The 16,970-nt window shown below is 56.7% G+C and carries 15 protein-coding genes and 7 pseudogenes; 12 read left to right on the top strand and 10 right to left on the bottom strand.

Annotation, left to right across the window (positions count from 1 at the left end):
• Positions 1-75: 75 nt before the first annotated feature.
• A complete protein-coding gene (locus AC07OF_RS16450; RefSeq protein ID WP_495073206.1) occupies positions 76-1,026 on the bottom strand; it encodes a ribose-phosphate diphosphokinase in 951 nt (316 codons plus the stop codon).
• Positions 1,027-1,045: 19 nt separating this feature from the next.
• Complete coding sequence (locus AC07OF_RS16445) at positions 1,046-1,942, bottom strand: universal stress protein (protein ID WP_495073205.1); 897 nt, start codon at positions 1,940-1,942, stop codon at positions 1,046-1,048.
• Between the two features lie 155 nt (positions 1,943-2,097).
• Here AC07OF_RS16445 and AC07OF_RS16440 point away from each other — a divergent pair, with 155 nt between their 5' ends.
• Positions 2,098-2,997, top strand: a complete 900-nt coding sequence (locus AC07OF_RS16440) for a universal stress protein (protein WP_495073204.1) — start codon at positions 2,098-2,100, stop codon at positions 2,995-2,997.
• Positions 2,998-3,007: 10 nt separating this feature from the next.
• Here the strand turns inward: AC07OF_RS16440 and AC07OF_RS16435 are convergent, their stop codons facing one another.
• On the bottom strand, positions 3,008-3,568 hold the full coding sequence (locus AC07OF_RS16435) for a phosphoribosyltransferase family protein (RefSeq protein WP_495073203.1): 561 nt from the start codon (positions 3,566-3,568) through the stop codon (positions 3,008-3,010).
• 307 nt (positions 3,569-3,875) lie between these two features.
• On the opposite strand from AC07OF_RS16435, the gene AC07OF_RS16430 reads away from it, so the two are divergent.
• Positions 3,876-4,565 carry a phosphoribosyltransferase gene (locus AC07OF_RS16430; RefSeq protein WP_495073202.1) on the top strand — a complete coding sequence of 230 codons (690 nt, stop codon included), beginning with the start codon at positions 3,876-3,878 and terminating at the stop codon, positions 4,563-4,565.
• Positions 4,566-4,847: 282 nt separating this feature from the next.
• On the opposite strand, the pseudogene AC07OF_RS16425 reads toward AC07OF_RS16430, so the two are convergent.
• The 6 genes and pseudogenes from AC07OF_RS16425 to AC07OF_RS16400 form a co-directional block, all read right to left on the bottom strand.
• Positions 4,848-5,103, bottom strand: a pseudogene (locus tag AC07OF_RS16425) (IS3 family transposase); the annotation flags it as partial.
• Positions 5,104-5,210: 107 nt separating this feature from the next.
• A complete protein-coding gene (locus AC07OF_RS16420) occupies positions 5,211-5,768 on the bottom strand; it encodes a heavy metal-binding domain-containing protein (protein WP_495073201.1) in 558 nt (185 codons plus the stop codon).
• 3 nt (positions 5,769-5,771) lie between these two features.
• Positions 5,772-6,020: a DUF2933 domain-containing protein gene (locus AC07OF_RS16415; RefSeq protein ID WP_495073200.1), complete on the bottom strand. Its 249-nt coding sequence runs from the start codon at positions 6,018-6,020 to the stop codon at positions 5,772-5,774.
• Positions 6,021-6,101: 81 nt separating this feature from the next.
• Positions 6,102-6,545: a hypothetical protein gene (locus AC07OF_RS16410; RefSeq protein ID WP_495073199.1), complete on the bottom strand. Its 444-nt coding sequence runs from the start codon at positions 6,543-6,545 to the stop codon at positions 6,102-6,104.
• A gap of 105 nt (positions 6,546-6,650) precedes the next feature.
• Positions 6,651-6,950, bottom strand: coding sequence for a hypothetical protein (locus AC07OF_RS16405; protein ID WP_495073257.1), 300 nt, complete (start codon positions 6,948-6,950; stop codon positions 6,651-6,653).
• Positions 6,931-7,011, bottom strand: a pseudogene (locus tag AC07OF_RS16400) (hypothetical protein); the annotation flags it as partial. The pseudogene AC07OF_RS16400 and the gene AC07OF_RS16405, both read right to left, overlap by 20 nt.
• A gap of 541 nt (positions 7,012-7,552) precedes the next feature.
• On the opposite strand from AC07OF_RS16400, the gene AC07OF_RS16395 reads away from it, so the two are divergent.
• The 3 genes and pseudogenes from AC07OF_RS16395 to AC07OF_RS16385 all read left to right on the top strand — a co-directional run bounded on the left by AC07OF_RS16395 (position 7,553) and on the right by AC07OF_RS16385 (position 10,683).
• Positions 7,553-9,016 (top strand): sensor histidine kinase, encoded by a 1,464-nt coding sequence (locus tag AC07OF_RS16395; protein ID WP_495073198.1) that lies wholly within the window; start codon positions 7,553-7,555, stop codon positions 9,014-9,016.
• 254 nt (positions 9,017-9,270) lie between these two features.
• Positions 9,271-10,274, top strand: a pseudogene (locus tag AC07OF_RS16390) (IS1182 family transposase); the annotation flags it as partial.
• A gap of 1 nt (position 10,275) precedes the next feature.
• Positions 10,276-10,683: a diguanylate cyclase gene (locus AC07OF_RS16385; RefSeq protein WP_495073197.1), complete on the top strand. Its 408-nt coding sequence runs from the start codon at positions 10,276-10,278 to the stop codon at positions 10,681-10,683.
• Positions 10,684-10,978: 295 nt separating this feature from the next.
• On the opposite strand, the gene AC07OF_RS16380 is transcribed toward AC07OF_RS16385, so the two are convergent.
• Entirely contained in the window at positions 10,979-11,458 is a 480-nt protein-coding gene (locus AC07OF_RS16380; RefSeq protein WP_495073196.1) for a hypothetical protein, read from the bottom strand.
• Between the two features lie 136 nt (positions 11,459-11,594).
• Between AC07OF_RS16380 and AC07OF_RS16375 the strand changes: the two are divergent.
• The 7 genes and pseudogenes from AC07OF_RS16375 to AC07OF_RS16345 form a co-directional block, all read left to right on the top strand.
• Positions 11,595-11,819: pseudogene (locus tag AC07OF_RS16375) on the top strand (phosphate-starvation-inducible PsiE family protein); the annotation flags it as partial.
• Positions 11,820-12,027: 208 nt separating this feature from the next.
• Entirely contained in the window at positions 12,028-12,483 is a 456-nt protein-coding gene (locus AC07OF_RS16370) for an Hsp20/alpha crystallin family protein (protein WP_495073195.1), read from the top strand.
• A 27-nt stretch (positions 12,484-12,510) separates the two neighbouring features.
• Positions 12,511-12,882, top strand: a complete 372-nt coding sequence (locus tag AC07OF_RS16365; protein WP_495073194.1) for an Hsp20/alpha crystallin family protein — start codon at positions 12,511-12,513, stop codon at positions 12,880-12,882.
• Positions 12,883-12,909: 27 nt separating this feature from the next.
• The gene (locus AC07OF_RS16360; protein WP_495073193.1) at positions 12,910-13,413 is read left to right on the top strand and encodes an Hsp20/alpha crystallin family protein; all 504 of its coding nucleotides are present in this window, start codon (positions 12,910-12,912) and stop codon (positions 13,411-13,413) included.
• Between the two features lie 231 nt (positions 13,414-13,644).
• Positions 13,645-15,425, top strand: a pseudogene (locus tag AC07OF_RS16355) (monovalent cation:proton antiporter-2 (CPA2) family protein).
• 246 nt (positions 15,426-15,671) lie between these two features.
• Positions 15,672-16,184 (top strand): annotated as a pseudogene (locus tag AC07OF_RS16350) (LysR substrate-binding domain-containing protein); the annotation flags it as partial.
• A 234-nt stretch (positions 16,185-16,418) separates the two neighbouring features.
• Positions 16,419-16,941 (top strand): annotated as a pseudogene (locus tag AC07OF_RS16345) (tyrosine-type recombinase/integrase).
• Positions 16,942-16,970 lie beyond the last annotated feature (29 nt).

Below are 16,970 nucleotides of genomic sequence, written 5' to 3'. Positions count from 1 at the left end.
CAGGTCTGGCGACAACAGATGGGGGCAACGTTCAGGTCGGTACTGATACATAGTGCGTGGGGCAGACGAACTGTATCAGGCTCCTTGCAATAGTAACTTTGCCACTAGTGCGGTGCTCTCGAGTACCTCAAGCTGAGGGTGCATACCGGCTGACTGCAGGCGAAAGGGCGGCACACTATCGGTGATTACGATGCGCTCGAACAGTGAGGTGTCGAATAATTGGCTGCCTGTTGTGAATAAGCCATGGGTCGCGGCGGCGAACAGGCGAGCGGCGCCAGCATTGCGGCAAGCTTGGCCGGCACGGATCAAGGTTTGGCCGGTGCTGATCAGGTCGTCAAAAACGATGACAGTGGTACCTGATACATTGCCAACCAGGTGCGTACCTGTCAGGGAGGTTTGATCACGATGCTTCTCCATCAGGGCGCCGCCTACCGGTTGTTTCAGCAGGCGTTCAAGGGCCTGGCGAAACAGTTCGGCCCGCTTGATGCCTCCAGTGTCCGGTGACGCCACCACCACCGGTGCGTTGCCGACAATCGACGCGAAATGCGCCGCGAACAACTCCGTGCATTGCAGGTTCCACGCCGGGATGCGCAAAGCATTATCAAAGGCCGACGGATTATGGACATCCAGCGCGACCAGCTGGTCCACGCCGCAGGCCTCCATCATGGCCGCTACGTAGCGAGTGATGGTGGCGTCCTGGGTTTCTACCCGGCGGTCCTTGCGTCCATAGCACAGGTAAGGGGTTACAACCTTCACCTGGCAGGCACCAGCATCCTTGAGCGCGTTGCAAAAGAACAACAGGCGACAAAGCTTGTCATGGGCACTCTGTCGGTCATCGCTGTAAAGTGAATGGATCAGCACGACCCGGTAGCCATTGACCGTCGCTGTTGGCCAGCATTTGTGCTCGCCGTCTTCATAATCGCGTTCTTCGTGCGACGCCAACTGCCACCCGAGCCGCTTGGCCACACCCGTTGCATAGGCTTCACTGCCCTGCAGGGCAAACAAGAGTGGACGGCTGTTATTCATGCTTGGCTCCACTGACAGATTAGCTGTGGATCGCCAGGATGCTGGAGCGCAGCTTGTAGAGCGCCTGCTCTGTCGTACTGCCGACAATCCTGGTGATCCCTTCGTGATAAAGGGTACCCATCACCACTACATCGAATTCGTTCTGGTTGGCATAGTCACTGATGACACAGGTTGCCGGGCCTTTGATCATGTGCTGATGCCCTGCTTCAATGCCGAACCGTGCGCCGAGCTGATGCATGCGCTCGTTGGCATGTCCGGTCATTTGATCCAGCAGTTGCTCACTCCACGCGATGGGCCCAGCGGCATAGGCGACAAAGCTTCGGCTCCAGTCGTAGGCCTGCAGCAAGTGCAATTGCGCTTTGCACTGCTGTGCCATTGCTTTTGCCGACTCGAGGATCCGGGTATTGAGTTGCTCCATGGCGGGGTCATCCTGGGACAAGTCCACCGCTGCAAGTACCCGGGTCGGTAGCTGGTGCTCGGCGTGGGCCACCAGATGCAAGGGTATTGAGGATTGGCGTAACAGTTGCCAATCAAGCGGTTTGAGCAGGGCACGGCTCAAGGCCGTCTCATAGGTGATGTCCTTGATGATCATATCGATATGATGCAACCGTACCAGGCGCATAAGGTCGTTCAGCGGATCATCCTCATCCACTGCCTCAGCATAGGCCTTGATACCTAGATTGCGTAGTTCATGCACCTGTTCGTCCAACCAAGCCTGGGAGCGTTGCTGTTCTTGTTGGTGGGCGCTGCGGTGCAAGGCATGGTTCAGCGTGGTAACCCGCGAAGGCAGCTTACCGAGAACTACCAGGTGCAGCGTTGCTGCGGTGCTTTTGGCCAACGCCTGTGCGCGGGTCATGGCCACGGATGCATGAAGTTCTGGGTGGCAGATCAGTAGCAGTCGTGAGAAGGTTTTCATGGTGACCTCCAGCGAGCATGGGGCTGGTTGCAATGCGGGGGTATGTATTCAGCGTGACCTTGTCAGCTTGCGCAGCCTTGATTTTTATCAAGAGGAACGCAGTACAAGCCCCGATAATTGTATTGTTCGGGGTATTCCCTCGCAGGAGGTGGCGAATGAGCCAGTACCGCCAGCTATTGTTGATCCTCGAAGAGGTCGATCCGAGATCAGCTGCACTGCATCGGGCAGTATCGCTAGCCAAAGCCAGTGGAGCGGCACTTCAAGTGTTGGGGGTGTTTGAGCCCGCTGAACTGCGCTTGCACCATGAACTGCAATACCCACAAGTAGCTGAGGCCTCACTCAAGCATTTCAATAAGTCTTTGAACGACCTGATGGAGGAGCAGCGAGACGATAGCGTGCGACTGACCTGCGTGGTGATGCAGGCCGAGGATGCGGGTCGCCTGGTGTTGGACTACATCACAGAATTCAATCCAGACATGGTAATTACTCGATGCCATCCAGCATCGTTGCTCGCGCGGGCCTTCCATTCATCGCTTGACAACGCTTTATTACGTCACTATGACGGGCTGATCCACTTCGTTGCGCCCAATGCTCCAGCGATGCCGCGCAATATTATGATTGCCGTGGATGTCTCTGACCCTGGGGCGGAGCAGCAAGCATTCAATCAGCGACTGATTCGCACGGCCCAGAGCCTGGCATTGCAGTGCACGGGGGAACTTAATCTTATGTCCGTGTACGACCTGCCTGCTCCACTGCTGGCCAATGCCAGTCTCGCCAAACCCTGGATCGAGCCCTTGCGCGAAGCACTACAAGCGCCGTTTGATGCCTTGGCAGACGCACATGGTATTTCCCTTTCGCATCGGTACTTTCTGCAAGGTGCCCCCGTGCCCATCATTATGGAGCAAGTCGAGGCATTGGCGATCGATGTGCTGGTCATGGGTGTGGTGCAACCCAAGCGATGGGCAAAGCTGATTGGAGATACCACGGAGCGAGTGGTTGGCCAGGCAACATGTAGCGTGCTCGCCGTAAAGCTGTCGAAGGAAGCGCTTGCTTGATACCCGTGGTTCAGTAGACGACACCATGGCGCACTATTTCTATGCAGAATTCAGCCTCATAGGGAGGGACATTGCATTCGATGATGTCCTGGGGAGCCACCTGCAGGTGAATCCCGACAATATCGGCACGGATCGGCTGATGGCATACATGCCGGTCCACCAATACCGCCGTGTGCAAACGACGCACGCCGAGTTGCGCCAGATAAGCGCAGGTACGCAGCAGCGAATGACCTTCGTACAACACGTCATCAACTACCAACGCGGTGGTATGGGCAAGATCCAGCGTATTCAGGGCGGGATTTTCGGTAAGCTGCGCATGGTCGTGGAGCACGGTCAGATCATCGGCGTATCGCTTGACTTTCACCGGGTAGAGCGGCAGGGCTGGCCCGCCGGTCATTTGCGCTAGGTAATGCTGTAACTGCTGCGCCAGCGGCTCACCACGGCGTTGGATACCAATCAATACAGTCTGTGTGGCTGGTAGCAATGCCGCAGCCTGGCGCGCCATCACTTGCAATACGCCCGCCAGTTCATCGCTGTCATAGACCCGCAGTCGTTGGGGAAGTGGCGACATGGCAATCTCCGGTAAGGTCGATACATAGCCGATGCCGCAGCTCCTGGCCCGACGAAGGGGGGCAGGGGAGCCGGCGGAGTCGCCAATAAGCATAGCGAAGAGGCTGTGTGATTTTCTGACATAAGTTAAGTAGGCAACTTCTGCTGTAAACGTGCCTTGAGAACGAGGGCCTGTCATTCCACATTTGATCAAAATCAACCCTGAACGGATGAAACGGAGCAGGCTGGATTGTAACGACAGCCCATTCAGCCTGGTAAAAGGCTGGCAAAAGCCGTATGTAAGGGCAGCATCGCCGCAGGAGATTTCAATGACGAACAGTCCTTCCCCGCAAAGCACCTATGTGAACCGGGTCGAGGCCGGACGCCGACTAGTTGAACCACTGCTTAAATACGCAAATCGAGACGACGTGATAATCCTCGCGTTGCCGCGTGGCGGTGTACCAGTGGCGTACGAAGTTGCCTGTGCACTGAATGTTCGCTTGGACCTGATGCTGGTCCGCAAGCTGGGCCTTCCATCACAACCTGAGTTCGCGATGGGCGCTATTGCCAGTGGCGGTGTGCAGATCATGAATGAAGAAGCGCTACGCGCTCACCCGATCGATGAAGCCAGTTTCGGTGCTGTTCTCGCCCGGGAAAAACAAGAGTTACTGCGTCGCGAGCAGGTATATCGAGGTAACCGGCCATCCTTGTATCTGAAAGATCAAGTCGTGATTCTCATTGACGATGGAGTGGCAACCGGCACCTCGATGCTAGCCGCAATTCATGCGGTACGTACCCATGCGCCGTGTCGTATTGTTGTTGCTGTTCCAGTGGCCCCGCTGGAGACGGTGGAGCAACTACGGGGTGAAGTTGATGAGGTGATCTGTCCGCTGACACTTCAATGGCTGGTTTCAATCGGTTATTGGTATGCGGATTTTTCGCAAACCTCAGACGATGAAGTCACGAAGTTGTTGCAACGAGCCTGGCAGAAAGAAACCTTTGGCCAGCCTGGCTTATAAAAGCATTGCGGTGTGTAGTGCTTTGATCCGTTACTGGTTCGTAGGAGCGTCCGGAGGAACGCTCATGCAGAGCGCTTGTGGGATGTGGTCATAATCGGCGAGTAAAAGCGGAGGCATGAATCCCCCGAACGATGGGAGCTGGTCAGCTTGGCTGCTGTGTAGTGTCGCCGTGCCGGGGCATGCGATGTTCCTGCTTGGTACATATGGATTTATACAAGTCACTACAGCGTAGCAATTAACTCTCTAAAGTCTGCCCCTGTGGCAATGATGTACATGCCTTCGCAACACTCTGCACATGGTGGCAACTGCATGCTGATGGCGATGCTCGTTCATGAAGCGGTACTTCACTCGGGCTCCCTAGCAAAGTACCGTACGGCTTTTTTTAGGATGTCTCGCTCTTCTACAAGGCGGCGCATCTGGGCCCTAAGCCGCAGGATTTCGCTCATGGCTCCTAGTAATTCGCTGGCCTGCTTTTCCGACTTCTCGGGGTGACAGCCTTTACCCATTTGTAGAGGCTGTGAGTAGTGACGCCTAGGCGAGCGGCCTCTACCATTAGCCGTGAGATCAGACGCAATGGTGGCCAAGGAGCTATCGGGCTAATCGAGCTGATCAGGCTGCCTGGGATCGCGCCCATCGACCCTGGAGCTAAACTGGAGCACCGAGCGCACCGCGCACGTAGAATGGCCAACCCGCCCAGAGCACCACCGGGCTGGCAATCAACAGCTCGACCCAGTTCTGCGTGGAGCCATGGGACAGGTTCATGGCATACTCGCCCATGGCCAGCAGTGTAACGATGACGGTCAGTGGCAACGTCCACCAGAAGCGCTGGGAGAAATCCCGCAGCTCAGGGTTCTCTTCTTGCTCCAACTCCGGCTGAACCGGTTCCAGAGTCATGCCGCACTTGGGGCAGGTGCCCGGACCGAGCTGACGTATCTCGGGGCGCATCGCGCAGGCGTACCAGCTTTCACCTGCAGCCGTTGGGAGGCTGTTCGTCTCCTCCGGCACAGAGGCGCCATACGGCTCCGGTGCCGCCTTGAACTTCGACAGGCATTTTTCACTGCAGAATCGGTGGGACTCTCCGGCGTACTGCAGCAGTTGATGGGCACTGTCACTTTTGGCCGTCATCCCGTAGACGGGGTCTTTCACTTTGCCGGAGGAGATTTCGGTTCCAGGTGATGAATGTGTGTCTTCATTACCGTGCATAAGTCAGCCTCTTTCATCATCCTTGGGGGCATTGTCTTTTCCGCCATGATGGCCGTGGCCGCCGTGGTGATGGCCGAACAGGTGCATCAGGGGGCACAGCAACAAGATCGCGTACGGCAACAGCTGCGAGATATGACCGTAGTGCTCACGCGCTAGGTAGAACAAGGCAATGACCAGCAACATGCCCAGGGCAATGCCGGGCTTACTGCGCCAGAAAGATGGCGGCTGATGGGATGAAGACGAAACGTTCATGAGTATTCTCCAGGGCGGAGCCCCACCTTGGCCTGGGTATGCTTGCGCCCTACAGGCCAAGGCCGGAGCCGCGCCGTGTGATTACTGGGCTGGTTTCTGAGCCGGCTGGTCCATGCGTTGCTGCATGGGCATGCCCTTCATGTCCGAGTGCGAACCCATCATGCCGGCCTGCTGATCCATCATTTGCATCATCATGTTCATCATCTTCGAATCCATCATCTTCATGTGCTGGCCCATACCTTTTTCGGCGCAGCCGTTCTGCATCATGCCCAGGCCTTCCCTCATCGCCTGCATGCCGTCGTGCATGGCCGCCTGGCGCTCCTCCGGGGTCTTGGCGGCAGCAAGCCTGTCGTGAATGGCCTGCATCTTTTGCATCTGTTCGGCCATGGCCTGCTCCTGGGGCGGCGCCGACGTGCTCTCGGCTTTCGCCGGAGCCTGCTCGGGGTGATGTTCGTCGACAGCCACGGCAAGCAGCGGACTGCCTATCAGTAGTGCGGCGACAAGTGATTTGATTGTGATGTGCATGGCGATCTCCAGGTGTTTCAAAGGGTGAAATGAAGCGCAGCCGCACCTGGTCGTGCAGGCGCAGCAAGGCTGTTTGCCCGATAGCCCGGGTGCACGAACGGTGGGTCAATCGTTGAAGCGGACGAAGCTCAGGCGTGCCGGCGGCCGGGGCGGCGCAGTCCGTTGCATGGCGAGTGTGCCGAAGCGCGGAGGGATGACGGCAGGCAGGAAGAGAACGGGAAGCGTGAGCAGGAGCACCCTGAGGACCTGGCCGAACGGAAGGTACCTCGGCGCCAGTTTGAGCGCGGATACGCTGTCGTCACAGAATTGTAAACAGCCGCTGGCATGCAACTGGTGCGTATGCCCCTCCAGACTGGCTGAGACGTCCGTATGGGCTAGTGCGTGGTCATGCTCTGAGCAGGACAGGCAGCCATGGCTGGCCGCAACCCCGAACGCCAGTACCCACAGCACCAAGGCCATGCGTAGCAACGTGCGTTGATGGTTCCGGAACCTGGTCATCTGCTCAACCCGTAGCAAAAGTAAGCTAGACACTAGCGCTGGCAGCTTTGCGACAGTTGACCTGGATCAAAAAAAGCTACTGGCTTAGCGTCAGTCTAGTTACCTGCATGGATTTCCGCTTTTGGCCGATTGATGCCTATCGCGAAGGGCAGCAATCGACAACCCATAGCTGCCGGTGAGGACCGGCAGAAAACGGCCAGAAGCGGACATGCCCCCGGAACTCTTATCCTAAAAGAAAATCTTTCGCGTCTTGAGGAGTCGCTATCCCACACCTACGGGAAATCCCCCAAAAATGGGGTGTAATACCCAATTCCTGCTTTACGTTTTTCTAGCGAAATGGTTGCAAGGTGCACCGCCTCAGGGGCGGCGTCATACACAGTGAACTCGCCACCAAGAAGTTAGATAGAAGCGCATTGTTGGCACAAAAAATGCTTACCCTTCATCTACGGCGGAAATGAGTAGTTGAAGCTGCTACAACTAGATCAGCAGCACCATCAAGTGTATTCCCTATGCCAGCAATCGATGCGTTGATTAAACAACTAGACCGTAGAATTTCTGATTCGATTGCACCAACTAAACAATTCAATCTCTTGCGGTGGTTTTCGATTGTCAGTTTCGCTCTCATCAGCGTCATGGCTTTTGGGCTGGGATCGATGTCAACAAATCTTTTAGTAGCCGAAAGCCTGGAACGCGATGCTTTGCTGTCAGCACAGTTTATCCAAGCCATCGCAAAAGGTGAGATACGTCATCATGGGATGGCGGGGAAGAAGATCGAAGATGTTCTTGAAATTGCTCATTATGAAAAATCACCAGAAGCAAATGAGCATAGTAAGCAGCGTATTAACTCCGAGTTCCTGACTTATCTTTCGCAACTACCCGACGCACTCTTGATTTCCATCTACTGCCCACACAAAACTGTGGCTTGGTCAACCAATCCAAAGTTGGTTGGACAAACATTTAAAAATCACGAGCTTGATGAGGCATTCCATTCTAAAGATCGGGTTTCCACCAAATACACTAAAGTGGATGCAGACCGGAGCGAACAGAAATTCTTGCACCCTCCAAAAAAGTTTTTCATCGAAAGTTACATCCCTATTGTGGATGACGCAGGGACCATTCTGGCGGTCGTTGAAATCTACAGGGAGCCATCTGATCTGCTTGTACGCCTCAATCGCGGGCACTGGATAATCTGGCTGTCCACCATCGGCGGTCTGCTTCTTTATTTCGGGATTTACTGGATCGCTCGACGAACTTCGGTCTTGTTGGCGTCACAAGAGGCTCAAGTCGTAGCGAACCAGACCTACGTGGGTCTGGGCGAGGTATCCACTGCCTTAGCCCATAGCCTTCGCAACCCACTTGCTTGCATCCGCTCAAGCGCCGAATTGGCGATGGAGATGGAGGGCAAACCCGCGAAGAAGAACATCGAAGATATTGTCAGCCAGGTGGATCGGATGTCGCGGTGGCTGCATGAATTACTGTTGTGCTTGCGGCCCATACGCGGAGAGGCGGAACTGGTGGAGCCGATGGAGATGGTACAGACCACGCTTAACAGCTTTAGCCAGCAGCTGGGTCAATCAAAAATTCAGGTCGAGTTCAGAAATCAGCCCTGCCCCAAGATAATCAGCAATCCGCTTCTGCTTCAGCAGATCCTCGACAACGTCATTGCCAATGCCGTAGACGCGATGCCAACGGGCGGAACATTAACCATCCAAACTAGTTTGGATGAAGCTCGTCAGTGGCTGCATCTCACCATTGACGACAGCGCTGGTGGATTGTCACGACAACAAGAAAAGATGGCGAGCAAAGCCTTCTACACCACTAAGCAAGGCAGGCTGGGTATTGGGTTCATCATGGTGAAACAGATCATGCAAAGTTTTGGCGGCGAAGCGCAGCTGTCCAGCCATGAAGAGCGGGGAACATCAGTGCAACTAACTTTCAGAGTGTTGGATAGAAGAGCCAGCACATCGCGCTAAGCCATTCCGGCGAGGAAACACTATGCACAGTGAGCCGATCATCCTAACCTTAGTGCTCTTACTCTGCGTTATTGACACAAAGGAAATCTTGACAATTATCAGCTTGTTTGGCGGTTAGAGGCCCCCATCGGTTTGCCCCATGTCCGCTATGGGTCGATAGCAGCCGCTGACCACTGACCGCTTTCGACCCAGGCTGTGTGAAAACGCCAGTGATTGTCTAACCTTCTGATCGTCGAGATCGTAGCGGGGCGATCATGAAGCGATTCATCGAAGGTGAGGCTCGGACGCAAGTCACCTTGCTGCCGGAGTGTCTGGACGATTACGTAGCCGAAGAAAATCCAGTGCGCGTGGTCGATGTTTTCGTCGATGAACTCGACCTGGGCGCACTTGGTTTTGAGGGCGTCGATCCTGCCGCAACTGGTCGTCCGGCCTACCACCCAGCGGTGTTGCTGAAGATCTATATCTACGGCTACCTCAATCGGATTCAGTCCAGCCGCCGACTTGAGCGTGAGGCCGAGCGCAACGTCGAGTTGATGTGGCTGACGGGGCGTTTGGCTCCAGACTTCAAAACATCGCCGACTTTCGTAAGGATAACGGCAAGGCTATTCGCAGCGTCTGCCGCCAGTTTGTGGTGCTTTGTCGTAACCTCAATCTCTTCTCCCAATCGATCATCGCCATCGACGGCAGTAAATTCAAAGCCGTCAATAATCGCGACCGCAACTTCACTCAGGGCAAGGTGAAGGCACGCATTCAGCAGATCGAGCAGAGCATTGATCGATATCTGGCGGCGATGGATTCGGCGGATCGAGCAACGCCCGAAGTGGCCGAGGCCAAAGCCGAGCGGCTTAAAGAAAAAATCGAAACACTGAAAAAGCAGATGCAGAAACTCAAGGACATCGAGGCGCAGCTCCACGACAGTCCAGACCAGCAGATCTCCCTCACAGACCCAGATGCACGCTCAATGGCCACGAGCGGCCGAGGCACCGGAACGGTTGGCTACAACGTACAAACAGCTGTCGACGACAAACACCATCTGATCATTGCCCATGAGGTGACCAACGTTGGTAATGATCGTGGGCAACTGAGCAATATGGCGAACCAAGCGCGTGAAGAAATCGAGGCTGAATCGCTAATGGTGGTTGCCGACCGAGGCTATTACAAAGGTCTGGAGATCCTTGCTTGCGAGCAAGCCGGCATCACTACCTTCGTACCGAAACCCCTCACTGAAGATCGAATCCCGGCGTGCCGGGCGGGAAGGCATGCCGCTGTCACTGTTGTTGATTGATGTAGACCACTTCAAGGGTTTCAATGACACCTACGGCCATGTTGCCGGCGACCAATGCCTGCGGGCAGCGTGCCAGGAGCTGCAACACTGCCTCAAACGCTCAGGCGACCTGGCGGCACGCTACGGTGGTGAAGAGTTGGCGCTCATCCTGTCTAACACTGATGCAACGGGTGCCCTGACGGTTGCCAAACTTGTGATTGAACGCATCAGTGCCCTGGACGTGGAGCATCGGGGTAGTCCCTTTGGCCGAGTCACCGTCAGCATCGGAGTTGCCACGCTCCATGCTATCGAATCGCATGGGCGGGAGCTCGATCTGATTGAAGCCGCCGACCGGGTCCTGTACCACGCCAAGGCGGCGGGACGCAATCGTGTGGAAGCCTGAACTTTACGAACGGTCCCGACGAAAAGGCGGTGAGCATCAGAAGGCACATGTCTTTCCAGGCAGTGATTTGGTTTTGTTCAGCCACACGCATTCCTTGGCCGCCATATCGCAGCATTGAATAGAAGGGAGGAGGGTTTAAGTGGGGTGGAGTACAAATGCTCTCCTATCAGGGTATCGGCTCTGCGCTAGCGGATAGGGCGTCCGCAATCTGTCGCAGCTCGTAGGCTGCATCCTTGAGGCGGGCGTCTGCGAAATCGACCGCAGCATCAAGCCGTGCTCTGGTCATCCGTTTGTCTTAATTCTGTAGGCCTTGCAGCTCACGCAGCAGCGACCCAAGCAGCCCGGCTGCCAGCTGGATCAGGCTCCCCGACTTCGAGCGCAGTAGCGCATCCCGCTCGGCAAGCTGAACGCGCAGGGCATCAGTGCCCGACATTCGATAGGTCTCGGTCAGTTCTTCGCGAAGAGAGCGGATCAGCCGCAACTGGCCCTGTGCCGCTGCACGCAGCCACTCAAACTCGGTAGGATCAACTGGGATCAGAAACTGGATCTCGCGCCGGGTTTTCAACGCCTGCTCCTTGTTGAATACTGCACCTGCGCCGGCTAAAGCCGGCTCGCCGTTGACGCAAAAGATCTGCAGGATGACGTCGTCTGCGACCGGTGCCACTGGATGATCGGCGACAATCAGCTCGCGGAGCTCTCGCGCTACCGCCTGGAGCCTGCCGTGGGGAATCCTGATCATCTCCTCGTTGTTGCTGGATCGGCTTTCTTTGGGCATGGGGATGGAAGCCCACGCATCACGAATATTTCGGTGCGAGCAGCTGTCGCCAGGCAGAAGGGATGACATTTGGTCATAACCGATCCTCGGAGCTTAGCGCTGGTACGTCTGCTCAAGCTGCCTCGCCACAGGCGGCATCGCGATGGAATTCAAACACTCCATCGCGCGCGTGGTCTTGCGCCGTGACAGCATCATTCAGGTCAAGACGGTCCTCTTGATCGGGTTGATCGCGCTGTCCCGCAAGTTCGTGATCCTCGATCCCGATGTCAGCCCGGCCAAAGTTGCCGCGCTGGCTGGAGCCACCCTGGCCCTGGGGCTGACCTATTGGCTGTTGCGTGAGGGCGATGATCGAATTGCCTAGGACGCCATGCGTGACAGCGAGTGTGTCCCGTGGCGCCAGGGCAAAGATTCAACGTGCAAAAGAGTGGGAATCTGTAATTCCATATTCGTTCAAGCCGGGGATTGAAAACCTCAAAATCGCTTACATAATTCCATTCGTCAGGGGCCGGAGCCGGGCGCTTCGTACCTCCTGTTCGAGATCATTTCAGTCAGCTGGAAGGAGGATTGTCATGTACGAGTCCCTTCTTAATCTGTCGAGCGATCCCATTGCCGAGTTCGAGAGGCTGCAGCGCGAACTGCAACAAGTGTTGGGACCGGGTCTCGGGCGCCCAGGCAGCATTCGCGCCTTGGCCAGTGGCGCTTTTCCTGCCATCAATGTAGCCAGCACGCCGTCCAGCATGGAGGTCTACGCCTTCGTTCCTGGCGTCGATCCGAGAGACCTCGATCTGCAGATTCACCGAGGGTTGCTGTCGATTTCCGGCGAGCGCCGGCCGGCGCGTAGCGCGCAGGAGGGCAATTGCTCGGTGTACGCCAACGAGCGTTATACCGGACGTTTCAAGCGTACCGTGAGCCTCAATGATCAGGTCGATACCGACAAGGTCGAGGCTCACTGTTGCGACGGCGTTCTGCGCATTTCGCTACCGCGGCGCGAAGCGCTACAGCCCAAGCGCATAGCCATTCAGTAACAGCAACGGTTTGAAGGAGGAATCACCATGAACGACAAGCAAGCGGTCGTGCGCGGCGAAACTGAAACCCAAACACTGCTGCCGCGTGTCGATGTATTTGAAGACGAAAACGGAATCCAATTGTTTGCGGACCTTCCGGGCGTGCCCAAGGACCATCTCGTGGTCAACGTGGACGGTGACACGCTTGTGCTGGAAGGGGAGATCATGCCGCAGATGTCCGAACAGTCGGAGGCCGTCTACGCCGAGGTCCAGCTGTCGCGATTCAGGCGAGCCTTTACCTTGAGCTCCGAGCTGGATACGACCCGGATCGACGCTGAGCTGCGCGACGGCGTGCTGAACCTGCGCGTTCCCAAGCATGCGCATGCCCAGCCGCGCAAGATCGTCGTGAAAAGCGAGTAGGACCTTGAGTGTGTGGAGGTCGACCCCATGGACAAACTAGCTGAACTCAAACATGGCCTGGAGGAAACCTGGCATACGCTGGGGGAGGGCTGGCGGCAGCTTCGCGATCGCACCAGCGAGGCCCTGACGCGCTTCACGCCTGTCAACCTGAGCAGGAACGCCTCAGGGGATGCTACTTCATCACCGGCACTTGCCTCGAACTGGGGATTGCTGGCTGGCGACCTTTACGAGGATGGTGACCAGGTCGTCGTTCGCCTCGAGGTGCCCGGAATGGTTAAGGAGGATCTGAATCTGGAAGTGCGGGGCGATGCCCTAATCATTCGCGGTGAAAAACGCATCGAGCAGGAGCAGGGTGATGGGCGTTATCGCGTCCGGCAATGCACCTTCGGCAGTTTCCGGCGCGTCTTCCAGCTTCCCGCTCCGGTCATTACCGAGAAGGCCAGAGCCATATGCAGCAACGGTGTGCTGCGTGTCGAACTGCCCAAGGAAGAGCGTGCACGTGGCCGCCGCATCGAGGTTCGCTCGGGTTGACACAGCGATTTCATCTGGTCCGCGCAGGCAAGGGGACAACCCTCGTCACCAAGACTACCCGCCCGCGACAGACTTGCGGGCGGGTGATTCTTCAGTTGCTCCACAGGAAGAAAAGTAGCCGCTTCCCCATGCAGTTGATATTGCGCATCCCTGGCGAGCTGAGACGCCCAGCGATAATTCGTCCGGTACTTTCTCTATAACCGGTCCTGACAGGGGCTGAGGGTCGAGGCCATGGCCGCTGAAGGCAACGCAGGACTGTTGTTGGGTGTCATCACGTTGCTCACCGCTGCCGTGGTGGCCGTGCCGCTGCTAAAGCGCATCGGCTTCGGCTCAGTGCTGGGTTACCTGTTGGCGGGGATGATGATCGGACCCTTCGGGCTGCAGCTGATCAATGACCCCCACACCATCATTGATGTGGGCGAGTTGGGCGTGGTGATGTTTCTTTTTGTGATTGGCCTGGAGCTCAAACCCTCGCATCTGTGGGAGCTGCGTGCGCAGATCTTTGGGCTGGGCAGCCTGCAGTGGTGATCTGTGCCGTTCTGCTCACCTTTGTCGGCATGGCCATGGGTTTCCCTTGGCAGGTGTCATTTGTGTGTGCGGCCGGTTTCGTACTCACGTCCACGGCCATCGTCATGCAAGTTCTGTCGGAACGGGGTGACTTAACCGAGCCGAGGGGCCACCGCATCGTTTCCATTTTGCTATTTGAAGATCTGTTGATAGTGCCTTTGCTGGCGGTGGTGGCATTTCTGGCACCCACTGCATCGATGCCTGAACCCACCTCACCCCTTTGGCAGCGCATAGGTACCGCAGCCTTGTCCTTGAGCGCATTGGTGGTCATAGGATTGTGGCTGCTTAACCCACTGTTTCGGGTGTTGGCCCAAACCAGGGCCCGCGAGGTGATGACTGCCGCCGCGCTGCTGGTGGCGCTGGGAGCAGCGCTGCTGATGGAAATCGGCGGCCTTTCAATGGCGATGGGTGCTTTCGTTGCCGGTGTGCTGCTGTCGGAGTCCACATTTCGCCACCAACTGGAGGCTGACATAGAACCGTTTCGCGGACTGCTGCTGGGGCTCTTTTTTCTCGGCGTCGGTATGGCGCTGGATCTGCAGGTGGTGGGCACGAACTGGTTGCTCATCACCTCTGGCGTCCTTGCGCTTATGGTGGTCAAGGCACTGTGTATTTATGGGGTCGCGCGCCTCGCGAAAAGCCAACATGGCGACGCGCTGGACCGCGCCGTGCTGATGGCGCAGGGTGGCGAATTTGCGTTCGTGCTGTTTGCCGAAGCGCTGAAGCTCAGGGTTGTCAGTCCCGAAATCTACGCCAACATGACGGCTATCGTGGTGATGTCCATTGCCATTACGCCGCTGAACCTTGTGTTGTACAACCGTTTTGCGCGGACCAGGACGGTTTCCATGGACGGTGTGGAGCCCGCACAGAATCTCCAAGGCCATGTACTCATCATAGGGTTTGGTCGTGTAGGCCAGATCGCCTGTCAGGCGCCGCTCGCCCATGGCGCCAAACTTTCAATCATCGATATGGACCCGGAGGTGATCCGCGCGGTCGAGCCCTATGGTTTCAAGGTCTATTACGGTGATGGTGCCCACCATGAGTTGTTGCATGCTGCCGGGGCCCATCACGCCCGCACCATCATTGTCTGTGTGAATGACAAAAAAGCCGCGACACGCATCGTCGAGAGTACGCGGCACTTTTGCCCGCAGGTGAAGGTGTTAGTGCGCGCCTTTGACTGCGAGCACGCGCTGGAGCTCGTCAAACACGACGCCGACTACATCGAGCGGGAAACCTTTGAGTCCGCTTTGCTGCTCGGCCGTCAGGCCGTGCTGACGCTGGGGGCGTCGGTGCTCGAAGCCTACACGGTGACCGACGAGGTGCGGACACGCGATGCCGAACGTTTTGCCCTGGAAACATCGGGAGGTCTGTTTGCCGGGCGAGCGTTGGTCCAGGGGAATATCGAGCGCATCGATCCGCCGAACCCTGAAGCGCGGGATGCTCAGTGAGTATGAGGACCTATCGCGTTCATTGAAGATCCCAACGGGTACAAGGTCGAGCTGACTCAAAAAGGCACGCAATTCGACTGATCAAGCTTGAGTATGGCGCGAGGCAGGGTCTAGAGTGGCGAACGTGCTTTTGTGCTTTTGTGCTGTTTGCCGAAGCACGGATCTTCAAGGCCCTGTACCCATCACTAATGTTGGCCGTGCAGGCCGGATTGCTTGTCAGGCGCCGCTCGTCCAGGGAGCTGCGCCGGGCTCCGGCTGGTGGCGGCGCGGATCAATGACAACACCGAAAGCGCGCTGGAATCGGGCGAGGCGGACCTGGCCATCGGCCTCGTGCCTGGGCTGGGTGGGGGGATGTATCAGCAGGTGCTGTTCGAGCAGGACTGGGTTTGTTTGAGCAATCCGCAGCATCCGCGTTTGGGCAAAGGCATGAACCTGGCGCGCTACCGCGCCGAGGGGCATGTGCAGATCATTGCCTGGACAGGGCAGAAGCTGCTGGAGGCGGGATTGGCGTGGGCTGGGATCGAGCGGCGGATTATGCGGGATCTGCCGGCGTTTCTGGGGTTGGGGATGAAAATTGGGAAGACGGATCTGCTGGCGACCTTGCCGCAGCATATTGGGCAGACACTGGCCGACTGCCCGTTCGAAGTGGAGGGGTTCACGGTCAAACAGCATTGGCATGCCCGATATCATCAGGACAGTGGTAATCGGTGGTTGAGGGAAGTCGTTCGTGGGTTGTTCCAGTCAGTCAGCCAATTATGATGTGGTTTTCGACTTAGATCGCAGATGCGATTTAAACCGGCCGCTCTGGCCGCAAGCCTCTCTTCGCGAAGGGCAGCTTTGGGTCGAATAGCGACCACCAAGTGTTGTGACTGATTCACCCTTGTCCTCCCTCAACGTGGAGGACGAGCTATGAACTCTGTTGCTAGATACACCCATCAGCCTTGGAACAAGGGAAAGCTTGTCGGGTAGAAAGCCCCGCTCCGAGTCAGAGATATCTGGGCCATTCGGGTCAGACTCCAGCTCGCGGAGAAAACGCGTGATTTGGCGCTCTTCAACTTGGCCATCGACAGCAAGCTACGTGCCAAGCTGCGAGTTCGAGACATCGCCCATGGGCAGCATGTTTCGTCACGGGCCATCGTGATGCAGCAGAAAACTCAGCACCCAGTGCAATTTGAAATCACTGAGCAAACTCGAACGGTTTTGGAGGCGTGGATGCATCAGGCGCACCTCCGCATCGAGGACTTCTTGTTTCCGACCCGATTGCACGCTTCAGACCATCTTTCCACCAGGCAATACGCTCGAATAGTCAAAGCGTGGGTGACAGCCATTGGCCTGGACCCAACCATGTACGGTACACACACTACGTCGAACCAAAGCATCGCTGATCTATCGCAGGACGAAGAACCTGAGAGCTGTCCAGCTTCTGCTTGGGCACACGAAGCTTGAAAGCACCGTCAGATACCTGGGAACCGAGGTCGATGATGCCCTGGAAATGGCGGAACAAACGGAAGTCTGACCATCCATAGTGACGTTCGATGCTTGACC

This window comes from Pseudomonas sp. GW821-FHT10B02, assembly GCF_059415665.1.
Note: the sequence above shows the minus strand (reverse complement) of the source record. Positions and strands in the feature narration are given on the sequence as shown.